The following is a 19,173-nucleotide window of genomic DNA, read 5'->3' on the forward strand; positions in this document are numbered from 1 at the left end:
GTTTTACAATATGTTATAGTCGACCTGTCAGAGATCACAAAATTTAAATTGTTACAGTATCAATGAAGCTTATATATGCTCATAATTGGTTGAGTGTTTCTACCAGCTACCGGAATAGTTGTCTATAAGTTTTCGCATGGATTACGGCGCAGCCCTTGTTGGCTGTGATTTGTGGTGCGTGAGCAGGAGGATAGAGAAAAACGGTGGTTTTTTATTGCGCATGGAACAAACACGCTGCAATGGAAACTGCCGTATTGTATTTTATGGATAGCAGAGCAGGAGGTTTTATGGCTGAACGAAAAAATTTTGTCTTAAAAGGAAACATATGCTACAGTGAGGATATTCATCTGTTACGGACAGTGGAACAAGGGTATTTGGTATGTTTGGAGGGAAAAACAGAAGGTGTTTATAAAGAGCTGCCAGAGCAGTTTAAAGCCCTTCCCCTTACGGACTGGGGAGATATGCTTATCATTCCTGGTCTTGTGGACCTTCACATTCATGCCCCCCAGTTTTCATTCCGCGGGCTAAATATGGATCTGGAGCTTTTGGACTGGCTCAATACCAACACGTTTCCGGAAGAAGCCAAGTACAAGGATCTGGATTATGCAAAAAAGGCCTATCAGATTTTTGCCGATACAATGAAGAAAAGTGCAACGACAAGAGCCTGCATTTTTGCCACCATACACCGTCCGGCCACGGAGCTTTTAATGGATCTTATGGAAGAGACCGGGTTAAAGACGATGGTGGGAAAGGTGAATATGGACAGGAATTCTCCTGATTATTATTGCGAAAAAAGCCCCAAAGAGTCGGAACGGGATACCATAGAGTGGCTGGAGTCTGTTATGTCGAAATACGACAATGTCACCCCCATACTTACTCCCAGGTTTATTCCATGCTGTACGGATGAGTTGATGGAACGCCTGTCAAGGATACAGAAGAAGTACAGGATACCGGTTCAGTCACATCTGTCGGAAAATAAAAGTGAGATTCATTGGGTGAAGGAGCTTTGTCCGACCTCAAGGTTTTACGGAGATGCCTACGACCAGTTTGGTCTGTTTGGCAAGCCTGCTAAGACCGTTATGGCACATTGCGTTTATTCTACCCATGAGGAGATAGACCTAATGGAGGAACAGGGAGTCTTTATTGCCCATTGTCCTCAGTCCAATACCAATTTGTCTTCTGGAATTGCGCCAGTGAGAACTTATCTGGAGCGTAAGATGAACATTGGTCTTGGAACTGATGTGGCAGGAGGCAGTGGGGAATCCATATTCCGCGCCATGGTAGATGCCGTTTCCGTATCTAAATTAAGGTGGCGCCTTCTTGATGAAAGCTTAAGGCCGGTAACCATGGAGGAGGCATTTTACATGGGTACCTTAGGTGGAGGAGCTTTCTTCGGAAAGGTTGGAAGCTTTTTAAAAGGCTATGAGTTTGATGCTCTGATACTGGATGACAGCAGTCTGCCTCATCCACAGCCACTTTCCTTAAAAGAGAGGCTGGAACGTTTTATTTACCTGTCTGATGACAGGCATATTAAAGGAAAATTTACAGAAGGAAGCCGGATCTTTTAAAGGTAGGTTCCGGCATCAGGAGGTACGAACATGGCAACGAAAGATAGGGGAAGTTTTTTAGATAAGACATTCCACTTGTCACAAAACCACACGGATGTAAAAACCGAGGTGGTGGCTGGTATTACCACGTTTATGACAACTGCTTACATTCTTGCAGTGAACCCCAGCATCTTAAGTGCAGCTGGAATGGACAGCGGTGCTGTATTTACAGCCACTGCACTGGCATCATTGTTGGGAACACTTTTGATGGCCTGGCTTGCAAACTATCCGTTTGTACTGGCTCCGGGTATGGGACTGAATGCTTTTTTTGCTTACACCGTAGTACTCAACATGGGATACACCTGGCAGATGGCTCTGGCGGCCGTATTCATTGAAGGTCTGCTATTTATCGTTCTTTCTCTTACCAGTGTCAGAGAAGGAATTTTCAATGCAATTCCAATTAATTTAAAGCATGCGGTTTCTGTAGGAATCGGTCTTTTTATTGCATTTATCGGAATGCAGAATGCTAAAATTGTTGTAGACAGCTCCACTCTTGTTTCCTTTTATTCATTTAAACATTCTTTTACAGATGGAACCTTCCATACCGTTGGTATTACTGTTTTACTTGCAATCATCGGTATTCTTGTTACATCCATACTTGTAATTAAGAATGTAAAAGGCAACATGTTATGGGGAATTTTAATTACCTGGATCCTTGGTATGATTTGTGAAGCGACTGGCCTGTACCAGCCAAATCCAGAGCTTGGTATGTTCAGTGTTTTCCCGGATTTAAGTGCAGGATTTGGAATTAAAAGCATGGCTCCTACCTTTATGAAGATGGATTTCTCCAGAGTATTTTCCCTGGACTTTCTGGTAGTTATGTTTGCATTCCTGTTCGTTGACCTATTCGATACCCTGGGAACTCTCATTGGAGTTGCATCAAAAGCGAACATGCTTGATAAAGACGGAAGACTTCCTAACGTCAAAGGCTCTCTCTTATCAGATGCCATTGCAACAACCGCAGGTGCTGTATTCGGAACCTCTACAGTGGTTGCATTCGTTGAAAGTGCAGCTGGTGTAGCAGAAGGCGGAAGAACAGGACTTACTGCAGTCGTAGCCAGTATTTTGTTTGGTTTATCCCTGTTTTTATCTCCCATTTTCCTGGCGATTCCGTCCTTTGCGACGGCACCGGCTCTGGTTGTGGTAGGATTTTTAATGCTGACTTCCATTGTAAAGATTGATTTTAATGATTTTACAGAGGCGATTCCGGCTTATATTACCATCGTTGCCATGCCGTTTATGTACAGCATTTCTGAAGGTATCTCCATGGGAGTCATTTCCTATGTTATCATTAATGTTGTTACAGGAAAGAGCAAGGAGAAGAAGATCAGTACCCTGATGTATATTCTGGCGGTTCTGTTTGTTCTAAAGTATATATTGATCTAGGTGATCAATGATCTTAAGATAAAAATAGCCGAAGACAGTACTACGGAAAAAGCTTATGCCTTTTTCGTAGTATTGCCTCCGGCTTTTTATTTGTCAATTAGTTTAAAAAGATAATGGCCAGGTTTAAATATGCGGCGAACGTAAGCCACAAAAGATAGGGAATCTGCAAAAGTGCAGCTGTGGGATCCACACGGAAAAAGATGCGGATCATCCTAAATACAACGTACCATAAGACAATTAAGACCAGGAATGCCAGAACGTAATTTCCAAGGCCAAAGAAAATCGGGCTCCAGATGAAATTAAGGAACAGCTGGAGGGCATAAAGCATGAGGGCTTCCCGTTTCTTTGGAGAGGGAGAGGTGGCAACTAAATAGGAGCTGACTCCCATGAGTATGTATAAAATGGTCCAGACTACCGGAAACAGCCAGCCAGGAGGAGAAAGAGCAGGCTGGTTCAAGGTGTTGTAAGTAGTCATGCTGTTTCGTGTAAGTATCCCTGCAACTGCTCCAACAGCCAGGGGAAGTATGATAAAGGCCAAAAGCTTTCTTCTGTTTGCATTCATAGGCAGCCTCCTGTATATCATTTGATAATATCATATTCTTTATATAAACAGATTATCCTAAAAGTAGGTATTTTGTTATTTTTTCTATGCTATAATAGGATAAAGCAAGTTCAAAGACCAATAACAATGGAGGGTATCATATGTTAAGAGAAGTAGAACTAAACCAGTGTAAATTAGATCCGCTCACATTGATCGGAGAGGAATGGATGCTTGTTTCTGCCGGGAATGAAAAAGGTTATAATATGATGACTGCAAGCTGGGGCGGAATTGGAGTCATGTGGGGGAAGCCGGTAACGACCATTGTACTTCGCCCACAAAGATACACCCTGGAATTTGTAGACAGGGAGGATTATTATACCTTAAGCTTTTTTGATGAAACCTACAAGAAAGCTCTGGGATATTGCGGTTCTCATTCCGGCCGGGATGTGGATAAGGAAAAAGAAACGGGCCTTACTCCCTTATTCGACGGAGATGCTCCCTATTTTAAAGAAGCGAAGCTTGTGCTCATCTGCCGTAAGCTGTTTAAGCAGGGCATTGATCCGGAGGGGTTTGTAGATAAGGCGTTAGATGGAAAGAACTATCCGGATAAGGATTATCATCAATGCTTTGTTGGTGAAATCGTAAAGATTTTAAAAGATGATGATTCCAAGTCTTCATAAGGATTCTTCTGCCTGTTCTTACTTATAGGGTGCTATTTTATACATGATCCCACCTTTTTTTCAAATTTAGTTTATATTGTAATAGGACCAAAGAAGGGCTGATGATCGGCCCTTCCTTTTGGTGTTACAATATTTTTCTGAGTGAGGTATTATGTTATGAAAGACAAATTTGAGACAGTGGAAGGGATCACTTTAACGTGCTCCATGGGAAGCTGCTCCAGCCCTTTAAAGGTTCCGGCCAGCCGCAGTTTTGATGAGGGGGGAAGGCGGCTGGTTACTGTCATGGATTATAAACCTGGGACTAATATCACCTCTTTTGGCACGTGTACAAGGATGACGCCACCCCAGCCATGTGTTCCGGTGGTCTTAATTCCATGGATGGTAAAAGATAATAAAGTTAAGATAAATGGGGATGCAGCCCTGTCCGATCAATATGTCTTATCCTGTTTGTGCGGCGGAGTCATTCGGCTTAACAAGCTATAATTCACCCGCTGCCGCTTGGCAGTCTATCCATAAGTAGCTCGTGGTGTGAAAGATCAGGACGCAGTAACCGGGATCATCTGGGCTGTTAAAGTGGTTTGCCATGCCGGAATACCACATCTCATGCCGGATGTCAGGGGCTGTTGAAACTTCCATCCAGCCGGTTAAGGTAATGTTATAGTCTCCCCCGGTATTAAAGCATACACTGGCTTTGGTACAGTCAAAAATCCGTTTTGACTTAGTGCTTCCAAGACCGGTACAAAAGCTGATCCACTGAATTCCCTGGGCTTTTGATGGTGTAATGGTGGAAGCCGTAGGACCTCCATTCTTATCCATGAGAGCCAGAACGCAATAAGGATTAAAGCCTTCCGGTCCGGAGTGCACCGTAGTTTGCTGAATAATAGCCTCTGCTTTTTTAAGAATATCTTCGTTCATACCCACCTCCATAATTTCTATGAATATTATCCCTTTATAAACTTAATTATTTTCTTAGAGTCAGCGTTTGGATTAAGGAGTAGGATCTGCTCTGTAATCTGCTTAATTGCATCCTCTTTCTTGATTTTTGCTGCCTCTTCAAAAACGTCTGCTCCCCAAAAGGTTTCTGTGGAACAGAAAACAGTGGAAGACCAGCCGTATTCCTCTCCCTTTAGGGATCGCTTCTGTTTTCTTCCACACATGGTCACATACAGCTTCATCTGCAATTCCACCAGGGAACGGTCAAACAGAGACTTGTCTTCTTTTCCAAAACCCGCAAGCTCCTTAATGGAATGGAGAGGCAATGAGATATGCTCCACAATGGTTTCATAAATCCTTTTTGCAGGACTGCTGATAAGCCCGTCCCGATATTCTTCCTCCAAAGTTCTGCCATTTCTTCGGACAGCAAGGAATAGAGGAGCCCAGTCTTTTGTTATAAATCCGCTTTTCTTAAAGAACAGCTTGGAATAAGCGATGTCATTACGCTCATCTAAAACACGAATTCTCCATTCCCAGGGATCGGTCTCCCAGCTTCCAGTGTGCCAGGTTATTGGTGTCTCATATGGGGGCGACTGATTCCAACCCCAGTTTATAATGGAATAGATTCCTTCGCTGTTTCCTCCCCCCATGGAAAAACCGGCTTCCAATAAGGTTTCTAAAAAATCTTCGTAGCTTCTAATTTCACGATGAATCAAATGAATTCCCTCCTTTAACATAATCATACCACGGGAAACATGACAGCAGTATGTCCTGTTCTATTTATAATTCTCAACTATTTTACCAGCAATCTCTTTCATCTCCATTGCCAGATCAAGAGGCTTTAGTACGGTTACCTTTTCTCCGAAGCCAAGAAGCCATGAAATCGTATAATCCCGGTTCGTATACCCGATTTCAAGGCGCAAAAGACCTTCCTTTGTTTCCTTATAGCAGTGAGGACCATAGGTTTCAATGAGCTGATAACGGACGGAAGGGTGGAATAGGGCCACTAAGGGCTTGTCATCTGGAAGCGTGTCATTTAAGTTTCTTTTATCCCCTGGAATCTCCCTAGGAAGAAAGGATTCCTTACAAGAATGAAGATTCCACAGACGCATGAGCTTAAATAGCCGCCAGTCTTCTTTCTCCCGGCAGTAGCCAAGGAGATACCAGGAAGTCCACTGATAAACGACCAGATATGGCTCCACCTGCCTGCGACTCACTCCCTTTTCATAATAATAGTCAAATTCCACAAGGTGTGATTCCAGAATAGCCGATTTAATCAGCCGGATTTTTTCTGTCAGGCTTCCTTTATAATGGGAGGCAAGATCAATGACAACAGGCTCCTGTAAGGGCACTGTCTTTTCCTTGCCGGCAGATAATTTATCAAGTGTCTGTTCCATATAAGACTGGTCCATAACACTTCCCATACCCTTTAAGCCCGCAATGATCCCGGAGAGCTCGTCTGGGGTCAATAGGCTTTTATCCAGCTTGTACCCCTCAGCGATACAGATACCGCCGCCGCTTCCCTGTTGTGTGATGACAGGAATCCCTGCCTGACACAAAGCTTCAATATCACGGTTAATGGTACGCCTGGATACTTCAAATTTCTCAGCCAGATAAGGAGCTGTCACCTTGTCGTTTTTTAGCAGAGTGGTCAGTATTCCAAGTAACCGGTCAAGTTTCATCGCTTTCTGACTCCTTTTTCCATCCTGTGAGACAGGTTTTTTTTAAAAATATAATTTCTTAAAGCTTATTATACAATAGATTGTATAAAAGGTGAAACAAAGTTTTTTCGGAGCAATAATGGCAAAAGATTACATGCAAATTTTGGCAGTCAAAGTGTATAATTTTAGCACTTAGGTTGAAAAATGTCGGTTTTCATTATATGCTGAAAAAGATATAAATACTTAAATTTGTAACAATAATACATTGATTTCTATGGGATGCTGACGAAGAATCGTGCTGTGAAAAGTGTGCTGCAAGAGAGGCAATGGTAAAAAGTATCCATGAGATCTGTGTGTATGAAAAGATGGAACTATGAATTCTGTAAATCTTAACGGTGTGTCAGCACTTTCGTAAAATCTATAAAAAAACCTATAATCCATAAAATCAATGGCTAGCATGTGAAAAATATAAGGTTCTTTTAAACAATACAGAATAGTGGGAGGTAAGACTATGTTAGAAATTGGAGTCTGCGATGATGACCGTCTGCTGCTGTGGGAAATGGAGAAATATCTGCTGGAATTAGGGGAGGAGACCGGGGTGAAATTGGAGGTCGATACTTATGCAGACGGGGAAGAGATTGTAAGAGCAGTGATGAAAGGAAAGCGTTTTGATATTATTTTCATGGATATCGAGATGCAGCATTTAAGCGGCATGTGTGCAGCAAAAAGAATCAGGGAGATGGACCGTACCGTGCAGCTTGTTTTTGTAACGTCTCATGAAAGCTATATGAAGGAAGCATTTCTCGCTGCTCCCATTGGCTTTCTTTTAAAACCGCTAAGTAAGACAGAATTTACGGATACGTTTCATCATATTTTAAGGATGATCGGGACGGAGGATCAGTTTTATCGTTTCCGCTATGACCGGTCTGATTATAAGGTGCTTTTAAAAGAGGTCATTTACTTTGAAAGCAAAGGGAGAATGACAGAGATTGTCTGGGAAGGAGGCCGTTACAGGCTCTATAAAAACCTGGAGACCATTGAAGAGGAATTAAGAAGTCAGAAGATGCGCTTTGTGCGTATCCATAAGTCTTATTTGGTTAACTACTGGCGAATTTCCAGATTTTCTGCGGATTTTGTGGAATTAATGGATGGAATCTGTCTTCCTATCAGCAGAAGCCGCAGAAAAGAGGTGGAAGTCAATTTATATGATGCAATGGAATGGTGCCATGTATGAACGAGGGGATGAGAATGACTGCCAGCGTATTATTTTCGCTTTTTAGTGTATGGATCATGAAGCTGTATTTAGATACGTTCCTTACAAAAAGAAGCGGATTTAGAAAGGCAGCAGGATGGCTGCTTTTCTTTTTATGGCAGATGTATGGAAGGCTTTATCTGGCCGGAGATTCACCGATTTATTACCTGTTTGGTTCCTTTGCTGTTATTGGTCTGGTCGGAATCGTTGGCTATACTTCAGCCATCTGGAACCAGGTGACCTTTTCTGCGCTTTTTGCAGCGCTGTGGGAGCTTATGGACATGTTTTTTCTGCTGGGAACAAGGCTGTTTCTGGGAGGAGAGGCTGATGGGACAGTGACCGCTATGTGGCTGTCAAAGCTGTGCCTGTTTTCTTTGATTCTGGGAATTCGAAGGTATATGAAGGCGAAAGGAAGTATAAGCAATCTGCCTGCTCAGGGACTCTCCTTTCTTCTTCCCTTTACTGCTTTGATGACTGTATATTTTGCATTTTATATGATAGCCGAGCATTCTGTGTTCCAGGGTGGTAACATGCTCTTTTGGCTTCTTTTAGGCACATCTGGCATGATACTGCTGAATCTTTTGGTGTATCCTGCTTATCTTCTTCGGGTAGAGGAAGCACGGATCAAGAAAAATGAGTGCATGTATATCAAACAACTGGAACTATTTAAAAAACAAAAACAACTGGAAGCCCAGGAAACCATAGAGCTACAGACAAAGCGTCATGATATGAAGCAGAAGCTGATATACATACACGAATTAGCCCAAAAAGAAGAGATGGACAGGCTGATGGCAGTCCTGGATGAGATGATTGGAGAAACATCTAAAAAGGAGCATTTAGACGAGTGGACAGGAAATCTGGTGGTGGATTCTCTGGTTAATCATCTATACCGGGTAACCCAGGCGAAGAAAATCAAGCTGGATACCAGAATCAAGGTTCCGCAGGAGCTGAACATTGAGGATACAGATCTTTGCATCCTTCTTGGTAATGCCTTTGACAATGCAGTGGAAGCCCTGGAATATGTGGAAGAAGAGAAACGGGATATGCGGGTGGATATGAAATATGAGAGAGGCTGCCTGCTTTTGTGCGTTAGAAACAAGTTTGCAGATGAGCTTAAAATGGACGAAGAGGGAAGGCTTAAGACCAGGAAAACAGAAGGAGTCCATGGTCTTGGAATCCGGTCCATGAAAAAGGTGACAGAACGGTATCACGGTGTCCTGATGACTGAAGGTGAGGATGATCTGTTTACTTTGAAGGCGATTTTATACGAACCTAAGAAAGCATAAGAGAAGTGGGAGGTAAGATTGATACAGTTGCCTCCTATTTTCATGCCAAAAAAAGAAAAAAGTTTCACATAATGCCTTGTAAATGACAAAATAATACATATTATGACCAAAAGTTACATATAACCTGCTATTTCATACGTGAATGATTTTTTTGTCGTTTTTTATAGTATATTGTAATAAGTAAAAAACAAAAACAAAGGTGTGTTAGATCGATGAAGAGATTAAAAAGGGTTCTGTTTGTACTATTTTGCTTTGTTTTTCTCTCGGGTTCACAAAGGGTCATAGCAAAGGAAATCCGGAGTGAGCAAAATGGTCTGGATGTCATATTTGTTATGGATTACAGCGGTTCCATGAATGCCAATGATCCGGATCATACGGCAAGTGGAATGGTAAAGGCATTTATTGATACGGTTCACAGTGCAGATATCCGGATCGGCTTTGTTGCATACAATGACAGAATCGTATCTTCGGCAGCACCGGTTTCTGTTAAGACCCAGGAGGAACGTGACGCCCTAAAGGCACAGATGGATTCTGCCGGATATTCCGGAAACACAGATATCGGTCTGGGGTTAAATTACGCTTATGGTCTTTCCGGTCAGGAAACAGGACGTAAGCGCATGATCGTCCTTATTTCAGACGGCGAGTCTGATTTAAAAGGCTCCAAAACAGGAAGATCCTTAGAAATCTCAAACGCAGATCTTAAGAATACGGTAGATGCCTGCCAGTCTCAGGGAATTCCCATTTACACCGTAGCATTTGGGAAATACGACGGAAGCAAGGAAGTATTAAAGGAAATTGCGAAGCAGACCAATGCAGGTAATTATACGGTGGAACAGCCGGAGACCTTAATTGACGTCTTGTACGGAATATTTCACTCCAACATGGCTTACCGGATTCAGGAGATAACCAATGGCATCTACGGAGCGGGCAGCCAGAGCATAAGGGTAAAGCTTGACGATGCCTATCTGGATGAGATGGATGTACTGATGATTTCTCCCCAGCAGATTCTTGATACTACAGTGATTTACGGGGACCAGCAGATAAAGCCGGTAAACCTGGTTCATTACTCGGTAGCGAAGCTGTCGGATGTGAAAAGTGAGATCAAGGAATTAAACATACAGACAAACACGTCTAAAGATCAGGGTTTAAAGGTTTATTTGATCAGCTATCGGGATCTGGTTCCGGTTCTGGAGATTGAGACCGATATGACAAGAAATAAGCCCCTTCCATTCCGGATTTATTTTAAAGATAAAGGCGGCAGTGTCATTACCGATGAAGCATTTTATAAAAACTTTACTCCCAAAATTGAGATTTATGCCGATGGTCAGTCTGCCAATGGCCGGACACCTTTAAATACAGAAATTAAGAACGGTGTGATAGCCGGCGAAGTAAAGCTTGGCAGTTCCGGAACGTATTACATAGACAGCCGTTTGGATGATGTGATGGAGTCCTGTGTGTTCGATACCGTAAGGGTACAGGTGGTCAATACACCTCCTGCCGGTGAGCTTCCGGACAAGCTTTCGTTAAATCCTTTAAGCAAAGAGAAAAAGCTAAGGCTTGATGATTTTTTTCATGATTCCGATGGGGATGCACTTACCTATTCCATGGAAGAAAGCACAAAGAATGCGGCAGCCGTGACTCTTGATAAAGGCGTTCTTACGGTAAAGCCTTTAAAGTCAGGAAGGGAAAGCCTTGTAATCAAAGTGGCTGACGGAGAATCTGCCATTTCCTACCGTTACAGCTTTGAAGTAATTCCTCTTTGGAAGGCATATTGGTGGGCGTTTGCACTGGGCATTTTGTTGCTTGGGGCGATAATATGGAGAATTTTCCATAAGCCAAGACCAGAGCTTGAGGTAATCACAGAAAAGAAAGCCCAAAACCGCTTTCAGGGAAAGATGGATGCCTACTTTGTCGGGCAGCCGGAGGAGGAAGAGGAGATTCCGCCTCTCACATTCCCTATGTACAAAATCAAGGATAACCGTGTGAGCATTGGAGACTTAATGAAGGAATTCCCTGAAGCCTCTGAATCACTGGGGCTTGACCGGATCTTTCTGATTGCAGATGAAGAACGTCGGATGATCCTTTATCATTCTTCGGATTCTGTCATTATGCTGGGAAGCTCTATTGTATGCAAAAAGATTCAGTACAGCGTAAGCTTTGGAGACATTATTTCTATTACTGCTCCGGAAGGAGATTACGACTTGGAGATCCACTATATCTCCATGATCCAGTAGGACAGACTTTTTATCCGTAACCATGTTGTTTACGCTTCTTATCCCAATTAAGACGGTAAGAGCGAATAAATAAAAGTAACAAGTAAGAAAGAGGGAGAGCGCCGATGGAAACGATTACACAAACAAACCGGACGATTCTATTTTCCGAAATTAATCCTGAAAAGCTGAATCTTTTAACGCTGATCGGAGATGTGAGAGGAAAGACAAGTCTTGATGACGACAAGATTAAGGAAATCAATGAAGTACTTCTGGTTGAGAGCTTTGAAGAATTTTTAGAGAAATTTGCACCAGTCGTTTATTCCTGGTGTGATGCCAACACTGGCTCCATCCAGTACAGCCTCATGAAACCAGAGAATTTACCGGACAACTGTATCACTGAGATACCTCTTAACGAAACAAATGATCTGCTGAACATGCTGATCACCCTTCAGGGGGCAAAAGGCGCATTGGGAGTCGCAAACGTTGACTTTAAATTCAGCAATATCCTGGATATGATTTCTCCTAAGAAGATCATGGAAGACATCCGTCAGGTGAGAAGAGAAATCCAGTATACCTACGGTAAATACATGGAGCTTGACGACGAAGATCCAAAGAGACTGGATATGGGGGATAAGCTGAATTATCAGTTCGAACAGGCCAGCCACAACTACAACAACGTATTGGCGATGCTTCCTCTTGCCATTGAAGATATTAAGACCCGTCTGCTCCTTGGAAGCGGTGAATCTGCTCAGGGCGGTCAGGAATTTAAGGCAGGTCTTTTAAGCATGGGTGACGACGGTGAGCTTAAGATCCTTGAGATGAAGCAGGAGGAAGGAACTCAGCTTGCTCTGGTGGATGACCATATTAATACAAGCCTCATTGAGACCTTTAAGGATGATTACGATGCCCTTAACGATACGCCTTCCGATTATGTAAGAGAGCTGGTAGTAAGAACCTTTTGTCCTCTTACTTCTACGGTGGAAAGCAGTGTGGACCGTGAGGTAGAGGTGAAGAACTACAATACATACTTAGAGTTCTATAAAAAGAGCAAGGATGATTTCGTCAAAGCAGTGAAACCTTTGATTGAGAAAATCCTGGGAGTAAAGTCCTTCTTTGATCAGTATCAGGTAAAGGAAAAAGGAATGCAGCCAAAGCTTCTCATTACCAATACACCTCTTGAGATGATGGTAAAGTCAAGCAATCTGCCAAGACTTTTGACTTACTTAAATACCACCAATGATAAGAATGAATTTGAAAATACATTGTGGTTCGGCATTGTTCCTGACGTGGAATTCAATCAGTCAGGCGGTGGAAAACTCCAGAGAATGCGTTTTGCAGGAAATCAAAAGGAGAAAAAGCCGGGAACCAATACCATGGAAAGCCTTGCAACCTTAATGAATGCAATCAATCCATACAAGATTACTACCTTCTTCAGCTTTGCCACAGGAGAGGAAAGTACCTTCAGCTATGTAGCAACCGAAGGAATCGGCATCTTTAAGGATAAGTGCACTCCTCTTATGAAGAGAGATTTCAGCGAATTCGTAGTTCCCTGCATTCCCAATGTGACCATTATTCCAAAAGATAAGTCTGGTCTTATCCTTGATAAGCGGATGCTCATCGATGACGAAGGAAGAGTGGCTCTTTCTGAGGAAAAAGAAGATGTTATGAAGATGTGGATCGAGGGCGTATACGTGGGAGCCTCCTACGGAGCAGCCGGAATCACAGCTGCATGGCAGTGTCCAGAGTATTTAAAACAGAGATTTGGCAATACAACCAAGGAATATCCGGGTGTACGCTATGACATAGAAGCTGGTGACAATGCACTCTTAGTAACCACCAGTATGACAAAAGAGATTTCAGGCTTTACCAACACCATTAAAAATTCCATTAATAATACTGGCTTTGGTTTTGTATTTACCTCAGACAATGCTCAGTGTAAGGGGCGGGAGATCAAGAATATCATGGTCTACAAGGCTAGGAATCTTTTAAGCAATGGAAATGAGTTTGAGCCAATCTATAAAACGCTTGTAGTTACATACATTGAGCGTATGCTTCGTTTTTACAGCGGAGACTTTAAGCAGGATAAGATTCTTCAGTTCTTCAGCAACAATCCAAGCAGTCAGAAGAGCAAATGGGATGCCAACCGTCAGTATGTCAATTCTCTTTTACAGGATGGAGACGAGCTGGACTTTAATATTGATGAGAAGAATGGAATCTGTAATGTACTTCTGACCTTCAGCAATACCACAAGAAATTTAAAGGTAGAGCTGACAAGAAAAGGACAGACAGCATAATAGCTGCGTGATGCCCGCAGGTACAAATGTGCATCAGGGTGGTGGATTTTCCGTGAAGCCGGGGGGCAGATGGGAAATTCCTGAATGAGTGGTTTTGTGATTTTATTTGATAAATGAAAAGCAGATAATGAAATTTATCTGCTTTTCGATCCCCCAGTCATCGAATGAGATGCAGGATAGGTAAATCAGGGTGGATCATGATTCTGGTATCTGAAAGCAGGCATTGACCGGCTTATAGATTACAAAAAACATTTATTAAGAATGGAGGATGAAATATGGGACTTAGAATGAAAATCACAGGAAGCGAATCCGTTGATTTGCGTGAGACAAGTATCGTTAAAGTGGTATTTGGGGCAGATATTCCTCATGATTCCAATGCAAGATCCACCGATCTTGGTTCAACCGTACTGGTTGAAGGAAAAATACTGGCAGCAGTAGGTGGGGAAGCAGCAGACGATACCAGCAAGCTGGCAAGATGGTCTTTAGTACCAGCTGAAAATTCCGATTGCTACCGCAACGTTCAGATCGATGTTGTCAATGCATCACAGGTGGTAAGACAGATTACCGTTCCTAACGCATTTGTAGTGGATTACACAGAAGATTTTACAGATGAGACAGGAACCGGTGTGTTCAAGCTTCTGATCAAGCAGAAGAAGGACAAGATGACCACCTTAAAATTTGAAGGCGGATTCAGCGGAGAATAATTTAAAACGAAGAGAAAGGAAGGGATAAATTATGGGATTTACATTAAAAGTTGAAGGGCCGTCTACCGTCGACCTGGGTACCACAAGTATTACAGGAGTTAAATTTAGAACAGATATTCCTCTTGATTCCAATGCTCGTTCCACCGATTTAGGAAGCACAGTGGAAATCACAGGTAAGATTTTAACAGCAGTGGATGGAGATCCTTTTGATTCCACCAGACAGTTAGGTCTCTGGTCTTTAGTTCCGGCAGAAAAATCCGATTGCTACCGTAAGGTAACGATTGAAGTGATTGCTGCTTCCCAGGTGATTCGTAAATATACATATCCTAATGCATTTGTCGTGGACTACAAGGAAGACTACGGTGATACAGAAGGCGTGGGAACATTCCGGCTGATCATCAAACAGAAGAAAGACAAGATGGCGCAAATCGCTGTGGAAGGCGGATACAGCGTGTAAACATGCAGGGGCTGCCGGTTAGGCAGCCCCTTTCTGTAAAGGAAACATAAAATGCTTGATTACTACAAAATTCTTCTCGTATCCCCGAATGCTACGGATAAAGATATTAAGGCATCCTATAGAAAGCTTGCCAAAAAGTATCACCCGGACGTAATAAAGGATGACCCGGAAGGAAACAAAAAGATGTACGAGATTCAGGAGGCTTACAGCGTCCTGAGTGACGAAGAAAAGAGAAAGAAATACGATGCAGCCCTGGCCGGAGACAAGGAACGAGGCAAAGAGGAAAGAAAAAGTGCCGAGTCTTCTAAGGCGGCTCCGGATATGAGCCAGTTTGAACGGTTCTTTGGCTTTCAGGCTGGAAAAGGTATGGAGACCTACCGGGGCACAGGAGGGAGCGCCAAAAAGAATGCCGGCCCAGTGAATCCGGATGATCTGTTTGCCGCTTTTTTCGGGACAAAAAAATAGGAAAGGAGCCGGATTGTATATGGGACGGAAAAAAGCATTAAAAATCGGTTTTGATATTGCTATTTTAGTCAGCGTGGCATGTATTACTTTCCTGATTATCTACCGTGGAGGCTACCCCTTGTGGCTGAAAGTCCTGATTCTTTTATTCGGCCTGTCCGCCGCCGCAGATTTAACACTTCTCCTTGGAGGGAGAGGGTCTGTGAGGGAATATGAAAGGGCAGTCTCATCCCATTCTTTAAAGGCAGGTCAGCTGGTGCTTTTAGATGAACATGACAAACCTTTAAAATCCTGGGATCTGGCTGGAAGAACGGCTCTTATCATTGGAAAGAAGAATGACCAGGAGGACGTGGATGTAGACCTGACGGAATGCGAATACGGTACCTTCATCGATGATCTGCATGGGGTACTAAATTACTGTCTGGATTCCTGGTATATGGAGGATTTAGGTTCGACCAATGGAATTAAGATTAAAAAGGTAGAAGATGGCGGCTGTTATAAGGTAACGAACCGGCCATGCAAAGTTTCGGCGGGAGATGTGATTTATGTTGCCAATACCCGCCTCTTACTGACATAAGAACAAAGATTGGAGATTGATACATGAGCTTAGTAAGATGCCCCAATGGACATGTTTTTAACGCAAGGCGTTACGGCAATACCTGCCCTTACTGCCAGATGAAGCTAAAGGAAGAGGCAGAAGAGAAGAAGCCCCTTGGATTTGAGCCTGCCATGGAGCTTTTGGAGGAGGACATCCTTCCGGTCTGCGGCTGGCTGGTATGTATCTCAGGTGCAAGAGTTGGAATGGACTATAAGATCCACAGCGGAAAGAACTTTGTAGGCAGGGGAGATGATATGGACATCCAGATTCTGGGAGATAACGAGATTAACCGGAAAAACCATACCATTATAGTCTATGACCAGAAAAAGAGAAATACCGTCATACTGCCTGGAGATGCGGCAGGACTTGCCTATTTAAATGAAGAGGCTGTTTATGTGCCTACCGAATTAAGGCCCTACGACGTAATAGAGCTGGGGAAAAGCCGGTTCCTGTTTGTTCCCTTGTGCGGAGAAAATTTTGAATGGAATGATCAGAAATGACGATGACGATATTAAGCGGACTGGGAGCTATATTATTCCTTTCTCTTTTAGGAAGAATTCTATTGTCTGCCAGTGAACATTTGAGCCAGGCTGGAAAGAATCACAAAGCGCTTGGCGGGGAAGCCGTGAGCCAGACCACGGGAGATCAGGAGATACAGGCAGATGTTGCTGAAATTATGAAAAGCCCGGCAGGAACTCTGGCAATTTTATCAGACGGAATGGGACGGGCAAACACAGGAAAGGTATGTGCCGGGATTGCGGCAGATACTTTATTAGATGCTTACCGGTCCTATGAAGTTTTACAAAACCCGGAATATTTTTTTAAGACCTCCTTTCGTGAGGCCCACTCCCGGATTCAAAAGACCATTGGAGACCGCAGAGGAGGAGCCTGTTTAGCAGCTGTTTTTGTGAATGGCAAAACACTACATTACGGCCTGGCAGGTAACATTCGGGTGGCCCTTTTAAGAAACCAGGAGCTGATTCCCATAAGCAAAGGGCATACTCTTGATGTTCTTGCTCTTAACGCCTTTGATGATGGAGTCCTTACAAAATCGGAAACAGTCTGGACTATGGAGGAAAAACGAATCTGGAATTATCTTGGACTAGACGGTTTCCACGAGATTGAAGTCTGTGAGCCTCCCATACAGTTAAAGCCAGGTGATGTGATTGTGCTTCTTACAAAAGGAATTTATGAAGCGCTGTCCTGGGCGGACATGGAGGATATTCTTTTAAAGGACGATACCTTAAAGGAAAAAGCAGACTTAATGGTAATGGAAGCAGAAAAAAGAAAGGGTCTGGAAAAAGAAAATGGAAGCGTACTGCTTCTAAAGGCGGAGGTACTTTATGAGAAGAATTAATTCTGAATTCCGCACCCGGTATATTTCCGAAGAGGGGCAGAAGCTGACAAACCGGGATTACTTTGGTTATGTGGAAATGGATGATTATGCCTGTTACATATTAGCAGACAGCCTGGATGGAGAGCTTCAGACCAACAGCGCCAGGTTTGTAGTGGAGAGCTTAATCCGAAGCTTTGTGGAAGGACCTTCTATGAAGACTTCGAGGCTTAAGCATTATATGAATCAGGCTCATAAAGAACTTCTAAAGCAGCGGGGCGGAATGCACTTAAAAGCATCGGTTACCATGGTAGTGACCGATTACAAAAAGCTATGTTATTGTTACGCAGGAAACAGCCGGTTCTATCTCATCCGAAATGCCAGGCTGCTCTTAAAATCAACAGACCAGTCCCTGACACAGAATCTTCTGAAAGAAGACACCATCACCTTAGATCAGGCAGCTGCTCATGAGGAACGAAATAACCTTTATTCCTTTCTGGGAGACAGAGGACAGCCGGAAATCCTGGTATCAAAAAAGATCCCGTTGGAAAATGGAGACAGCTTTGCCCTTCTTACCAGAGGAGCCTGGGAAAATTTAAGGGAAGAAGAATTTTTAGAGATATCAAAGGACGCTACGGAACCAGAGGAGATTTTAGAAAAAGCAGAAGACTTGATTTTAGGAAGGCAGGAGACGGAAGAGGTAGACAATTACAGCCTTGCTGTCACCTTTATTGACAAGGTCTACCAGTCTCCCAAGAAAAAAATCACAGCTAAAAAGGTCCTGATGGTCGCTATTCCCGTGATTTTGATTATTGGAGGAGTCAGTCTTGGATTGTATCTTAAAAACCGCAGCGTGAAGCAAAAGGAAGAGAGTCTGGAGCATCATCTAAGCAGCGGTCAGGAATATTTAAGATATGACAATTATCAAAAGGCATCTGAAGATTACAAAGAGGCAAAGAAACTGGCTGACAGCTTAAAGAAAAAGGACTTGTCAAAGGAAGCAGACCGTTATCAGAAGCTATCCGAACAGATTATCCTTTCTGATGGAGTCATGAGCGCAGGAGATTATAAAAAGGCGCAGGATCTTTACTTAACGGCTAGAGAACTTTCTAAGGAAGCTGGAAATGCAGGTAAAAAGTATATTGAGAGCCAGCTGACCCAGACCAGAGATTATATTGATGTGTTTGATTTAATTGAGGAAGGCCAGCAAAAGGAAGGATACGGAGATGTAAAGGGAGCAGTTGATTCCTATCGTAAGGCAAGAGACAAAGCAGCGGCTCTTTATTTTACCGATGGAAAAGAAGATGCTATGAAAAAGCAGGCGGCCCTGGAAGAAAAGCTTGAAAAGGACAGTCAGAAAACAGAGGCAGCGGCAGCGGCAGCCAAAGAGGAGTCCCAGGCGGCAAAGGATAAGGAAGACGAATCCAAGCAGGCAGACGAAGACAAGGCAAAAAAAGAAGAAGAGGAACAGCGGGAGCTTGAAAACCAACAAAAGCTCAATGATCAGAAGAATGCCATAGACTTGGAAAACAAGGCCAACGAGCTTTTTGCAGAAGGAAAATATGAAAGTGCAATCACCTATTATAAGACGGCACAGTCCATATACACCCGTTTGGAGATGACGGAGCTGGCAGACGGAATCAATGGAAAGATAAAGGCTGCAAAGACTGCCATAAAAGAAGAAAAACAGGAAACTGCCGAAGATGAAAGTACTGGGGAGTATGGCCCGGGAGCTAGTAAAAAAAAGTCCGAAAAATAACGAAGCG

General features: G+C 43.1%; 19 protein-coding genes and 1 riboswitch. Of the genes, 15 read left to right on the top strand and 4 right to left on the bottom strand.

Features of this window, described 5'->3' with window-relative positions:
- Positions 1 to 49: 49 nt before the first annotated feature.
- Positions 50 to 145: riboswitch (purine riboswitch) on the top strand.
- Positions 146 to 287: 142 nt separating this feature from the next.
- Together OW255_RS05775 and OW255_RS05780 are read left to right on the top strand one after the other, a co-directional pair.
- Positions 288 to 1,568, top strand: coding sequence for an amidohydrolase family protein (locus OW255_RS05775; protein ID WP_024836849.1), 1,281 nt, complete (start codon positions 288 to 290; stop codon positions 1,566 to 1,568).
- Between the two features lie 30 nt (positions 1,569 to 1,598).
- Positions 1,599 to 2,993, top strand: a complete 1,395-nt coding sequence (locus OW255_RS05780) for an NCS2 family permease (RefSeq protein ID WP_268115939.1) — start codon at positions 1,599 to 1,601, stop codon at positions 2,991 to 2,993.
- A gap of 97 nt (positions 2,994 to 3,090) precedes the next feature.
- On the opposite strand, the gene OW255_RS05785 is transcribed toward OW255_RS05780, so the two are convergent.
- The gene (locus OW255_RS05785; protein ID WP_268115940.1) at positions 3,091 to 3,555 is read right to left on the bottom strand and encodes a TspO/MBR family protein; all 465 of its coding nucleotides are present in this window, start codon (positions 3,553 to 3,555) and stop codon (positions 3,091 to 3,093) included.
- A 140-nt stretch (positions 3,556 to 3,695) separates the two neighbouring features.
- On the opposite strand from OW255_RS05785, the gene OW255_RS05790 reads away from it, so the two are divergent.
- Together OW255_RS05790 and OW255_RS05795 are read left to right on the top strand one after the other, a co-directional pair.
- On the top strand, positions 3,696 to 4,214 hold the full coding sequence (locus OW255_RS05790) for a flavin reductase family protein (protein WP_268115942.1): 519 nt from the start codon (positions 3,696 to 3,698) through the stop codon (positions 4,212 to 4,214).
- Positions 4,215 to 4,370: 156 nt separating this feature from the next.
- On the top strand, positions 4,371 to 4,697 hold the full coding sequence (locus OW255_RS05795) for a DUF4280 domain-containing protein (protein ID WP_268115943.1): 327 nt from the start codon (positions 4,371 to 4,373) through the stop codon (positions 4,695 to 4,697).
- On the opposite strand, the gene OW255_RS05800 is transcribed toward OW255_RS05795, so the two are convergent.
- From OW255_RS05800 to OW255_RS05810, 3 genes are read right to left on the bottom strand one after another with little or no spacing between them, the layout of a single operon-like run.
- A complete protein-coding gene (locus tag OW255_RS05800) occupies positions 4,692 to 5,129 on the bottom strand; it encodes a pyridoxamine 5'-phosphate oxidase family protein (RefSeq protein WP_268115944.1) in 438 nt (145 codons plus the stop codon). The two genes, OW255_RS05795 and OW255_RS05800, sit on opposite strands and share 6 nt — an antisense overlap.
- Positions 5,130 to 5,155: 26 nt before the next feature.
- Positions 5,156 to 5,863, bottom strand: a complete 708-nt coding sequence (locus tag OW255_RS05805) for an AlkZ-related protein (protein WP_268115945.1) — start codon at positions 5,861 to 5,863, stop codon at positions 5,156 to 5,158.
- Between the two features lie 60 nt (positions 5,864 to 5,923).
- Positions 5,924 to 6,829, bottom strand: a complete 906-nt coding sequence (locus OW255_RS05810; RefSeq protein WP_024836842.1) for a helix-turn-helix transcriptional regulator — start codon at positions 6,827 to 6,829, stop codon at positions 5,924 to 5,926.
- Positions 6,830 to 7,319: 490 nt separating this feature from the next.
- On the opposite strand from OW255_RS05810, the gene OW255_RS05815 reads away from it, so the two are divergent.
- From OW255_RS05815 to OW255_RS05865, 11 genes are all read left to right on the top strand, one after another.
- Entirely contained in the window at positions 7,320 to 8,042 is a 723-nt protein-coding gene (locus OW255_RS05815) for a LytR/AlgR family response regulator transcription factor (RefSeq protein WP_268115946.1), read from the top strand.
- Positions 8,039 to 9,346, top strand: coding sequence for a sensor histidine kinase (locus tag OW255_RS05820; protein ID WP_268115947.1), 1,308 nt, complete (start codon positions 8,039 to 8,041; stop codon positions 9,344 to 9,346). The genes OW255_RS05815 and OW255_RS05820 overlap by 4 nt, the downstream gene beginning before the upstream one ends.
- 212 nt (positions 9,347 to 9,558) lie before the next feature.
- Positions 9,559 to 11,580 carry a vWA domain-containing protein gene (locus tag OW255_RS05825; RefSeq protein WP_268115948.1) on the top strand — a complete coding sequence of 674 codons (2,022 nt, stop codon included), beginning with the start codon at positions 9,559 to 9,561 and terminating at the stop codon, positions 11,578 to 11,580.
- A 104-nt stretch (positions 11,581 to 11,684) separates the two neighbouring features.
- Positions 11,685 to 13,853: a hypothetical protein gene (locus OW255_RS05830; protein WP_024836838.1), complete on the top strand. Its 2,169-nt coding sequence runs from the start codon at positions 11,685 to 11,687 to the stop codon at positions 13,851 to 13,853.
- A 275-nt stretch (positions 13,854 to 14,128) separates the two neighbouring features.
- The gene (locus tag OW255_RS05835; protein ID WP_024836837.1) at positions 14,129 to 14,557 is read left to right on the top strand and encodes a hypothetical protein; all 429 of its coding nucleotides are present in this window, start codon (positions 14,129 to 14,131) and stop codon (positions 14,555 to 14,557) included.
- A 31-nt stretch (positions 14,558 to 14,588) separates the two neighbouring features.
- Complete coding sequence (locus OW255_RS05840) at positions 14,589 to 15,014, top strand: hypothetical protein (RefSeq protein ID WP_024836836.1); 426 nt, start codon at positions 14,589 to 14,591, stop codon at positions 15,012 to 15,014.
- Positions 15,015 to 15,065: 51 nt separating this feature from the next.
- Positions 15,066 to 15,479, top strand: coding sequence for a DnaJ domain-containing protein (locus tag OW255_RS05845; protein ID WP_268115949.1), 414 nt, complete (start codon positions 15,066 to 15,068; stop codon positions 15,477 to 15,479).
- Between the two features lie 19 nt (positions 15,480 to 15,498).
- Complete coding sequence (locus OW255_RS05850; RefSeq protein WP_268115950.1) at positions 15,499 to 16,053, top strand: FHA domain-containing protein; 555 nt, start codon at positions 15,499 to 15,501, stop codon at positions 16,051 to 16,053.
- 23 nt (positions 16,054 to 16,076) lie between these two features.
- On the top strand, positions 16,077 to 16,574 hold the full coding sequence (locus OW255_RS05855; protein ID WP_268115951.1) for an FHA domain-containing protein: 498 nt from the start codon (positions 16,077 to 16,079) through the stop codon (positions 16,572 to 16,574).
- Positions 16,571 to 17,431: a PP2C family protein-serine/threonine phosphatase gene (locus OW255_RS05860; protein ID WP_268115952.1), complete on the top strand. Its 861-nt coding sequence runs from the start codon at positions 16,571 to 16,573 to the stop codon at positions 17,429 to 17,431. Before OW255_RS05855 ends, OW255_RS05860 begins: the two co-directional genes overlap by 4 nt.
- A complete protein-coding gene (locus OW255_RS05865) occupies positions 17,418 to 19,166 on the top strand; it encodes a PP2C family protein-serine/threonine phosphatase (protein ID WP_268115954.1) in 1,749 nt (582 codons plus the stop codon). The genes OW255_RS05860 and OW255_RS05865 overlap by 14 nt, the downstream gene beginning before the upstream one ends.
- The last annotated feature ends 7 nt before the right edge of the window (positions 19,167 to 19,173 follow it).

The sequence above is a fragment of the Lacrimispora xylanolytica genome, from assembly GCF_026723765.1.
Taxonomy (GTDB): Bacteria; Bacillota; Clostridia; order Lachnospirales; family Lachnospiraceae; genus Lacrimispora; species Lacrimispora xylanolytica.

Coding starts and splice junctions, on each gene's coding strand:
- OW255_RS05775 (WP_024836849.1), top strand. CDS start 288: ATGGCTGAACGAAAAAATTTTGTCTTAAAAGGAAACATATGCTACAGT.
- OW255_RS05785 (WP_268115940.1), bottom strand. CDS start 3,555: ATGAATGCAAACAGAAGAAAGCTTTTGGCCTTTATCATACTTCCCCTG.
- OW255_RS05850 (WP_268115950.1), top strand. CDS start 15,499: ATGGGACGGAAAAAAGCATTAAAAATCGGTTTTGATATTGCTATTTTA.
- OW255_RS05855 (WP_268115951.1), top strand. CDS start 16,077: ATGAGCTTAGTAAGATGCCCCAATGGACATGTTTTTAACGCAAGGCGT.
- OW255_RS05840 (WP_024836836.1), top strand. CDS start 14,589: ATGGGATTTACATTAAAAGTTGAAGGGCCGTCTACCGTCGACCTGGGT.
- OW255_RS05845 (WP_268115949.1), top strand. CDS start 15,066: ATGCTTGATTACTACAAAATTCTTCTCGTATCCCCGAATGCTACGGAT.
- OW255_RS05830 (WP_024836838.1), top strand. CDS start 11,685: ATGGAAACGATTACACAAACAAACCGGACGATTCTATTTTCCGAAATT.
- OW255_RS05780 (WP_268115939.1), top strand. CDS start 1,599: ATGGCAACGAAAGATAGGGGAAGTTTTTTAGATAAGACATTCCACTTG.
- OW255_RS05795 (WP_268115943.1), top strand. CDS start 4,371: ATGAAAGACAAATTTGAGACAGTGGAAGGGATCACTTTAACGTGCTCC.
- OW255_RS05825 (WP_268115948.1), top strand. CDS start 9,559: ATGAAGAGATTAAAAAGGGTTCTGTTTGTACTATTTTGCTTTGTTTTT.
- OW255_RS05835 (WP_024836837.1), top strand. CDS start 14,129: ATGGGACTTAGAATGAAAATCACAGGAAGCGAATCCGTTGATTTGCGT.
- OW255_RS05790 (WP_268115942.1), top strand. CDS start 3,696: ATGTTAAGAGAAGTAGAACTAAACCAGTGTAAATTAGATCCGCTCACA.
- OW255_RS05800 (WP_268115944.1), bottom strand. CDS start 5,129: ATGAACGAAGATATTCTTAAAAAAGCAGAGGCTATTATTCAGCAAACT.
- OW255_RS05815 (WP_268115946.1), top strand. CDS start 7,320: ATGTTAGAAATTGGAGTCTGCGATGATGACCGTCTGCTGCTGTGGGAA.
- OW255_RS05820 (WP_268115947.1), top strand. CDS start 8,039: ATGAACGAGGGGATGAGAATGACTGCCAGCGTATTATTTTCGCTTTTT.
- OW255_RS05810 (WP_024836842.1), bottom strand. CDS start 6,829: ATGAAACTTGACCGGTTACTTGGAATACTGACCACTCTGCTAAAAAAC.
- OW255_RS05865 (WP_268115954.1), top strand. CDS start 17,418: ATGAGAAGAATTAATTCTGAATTCCGCACCCGGTATATTTCCGAAGAG.
- OW255_RS05860 (WP_268115952.1), top strand. CDS start 16,571: ATGACGATGACGATATTAAGCGGACTGGGAGCTATATTATTCCTTTCT.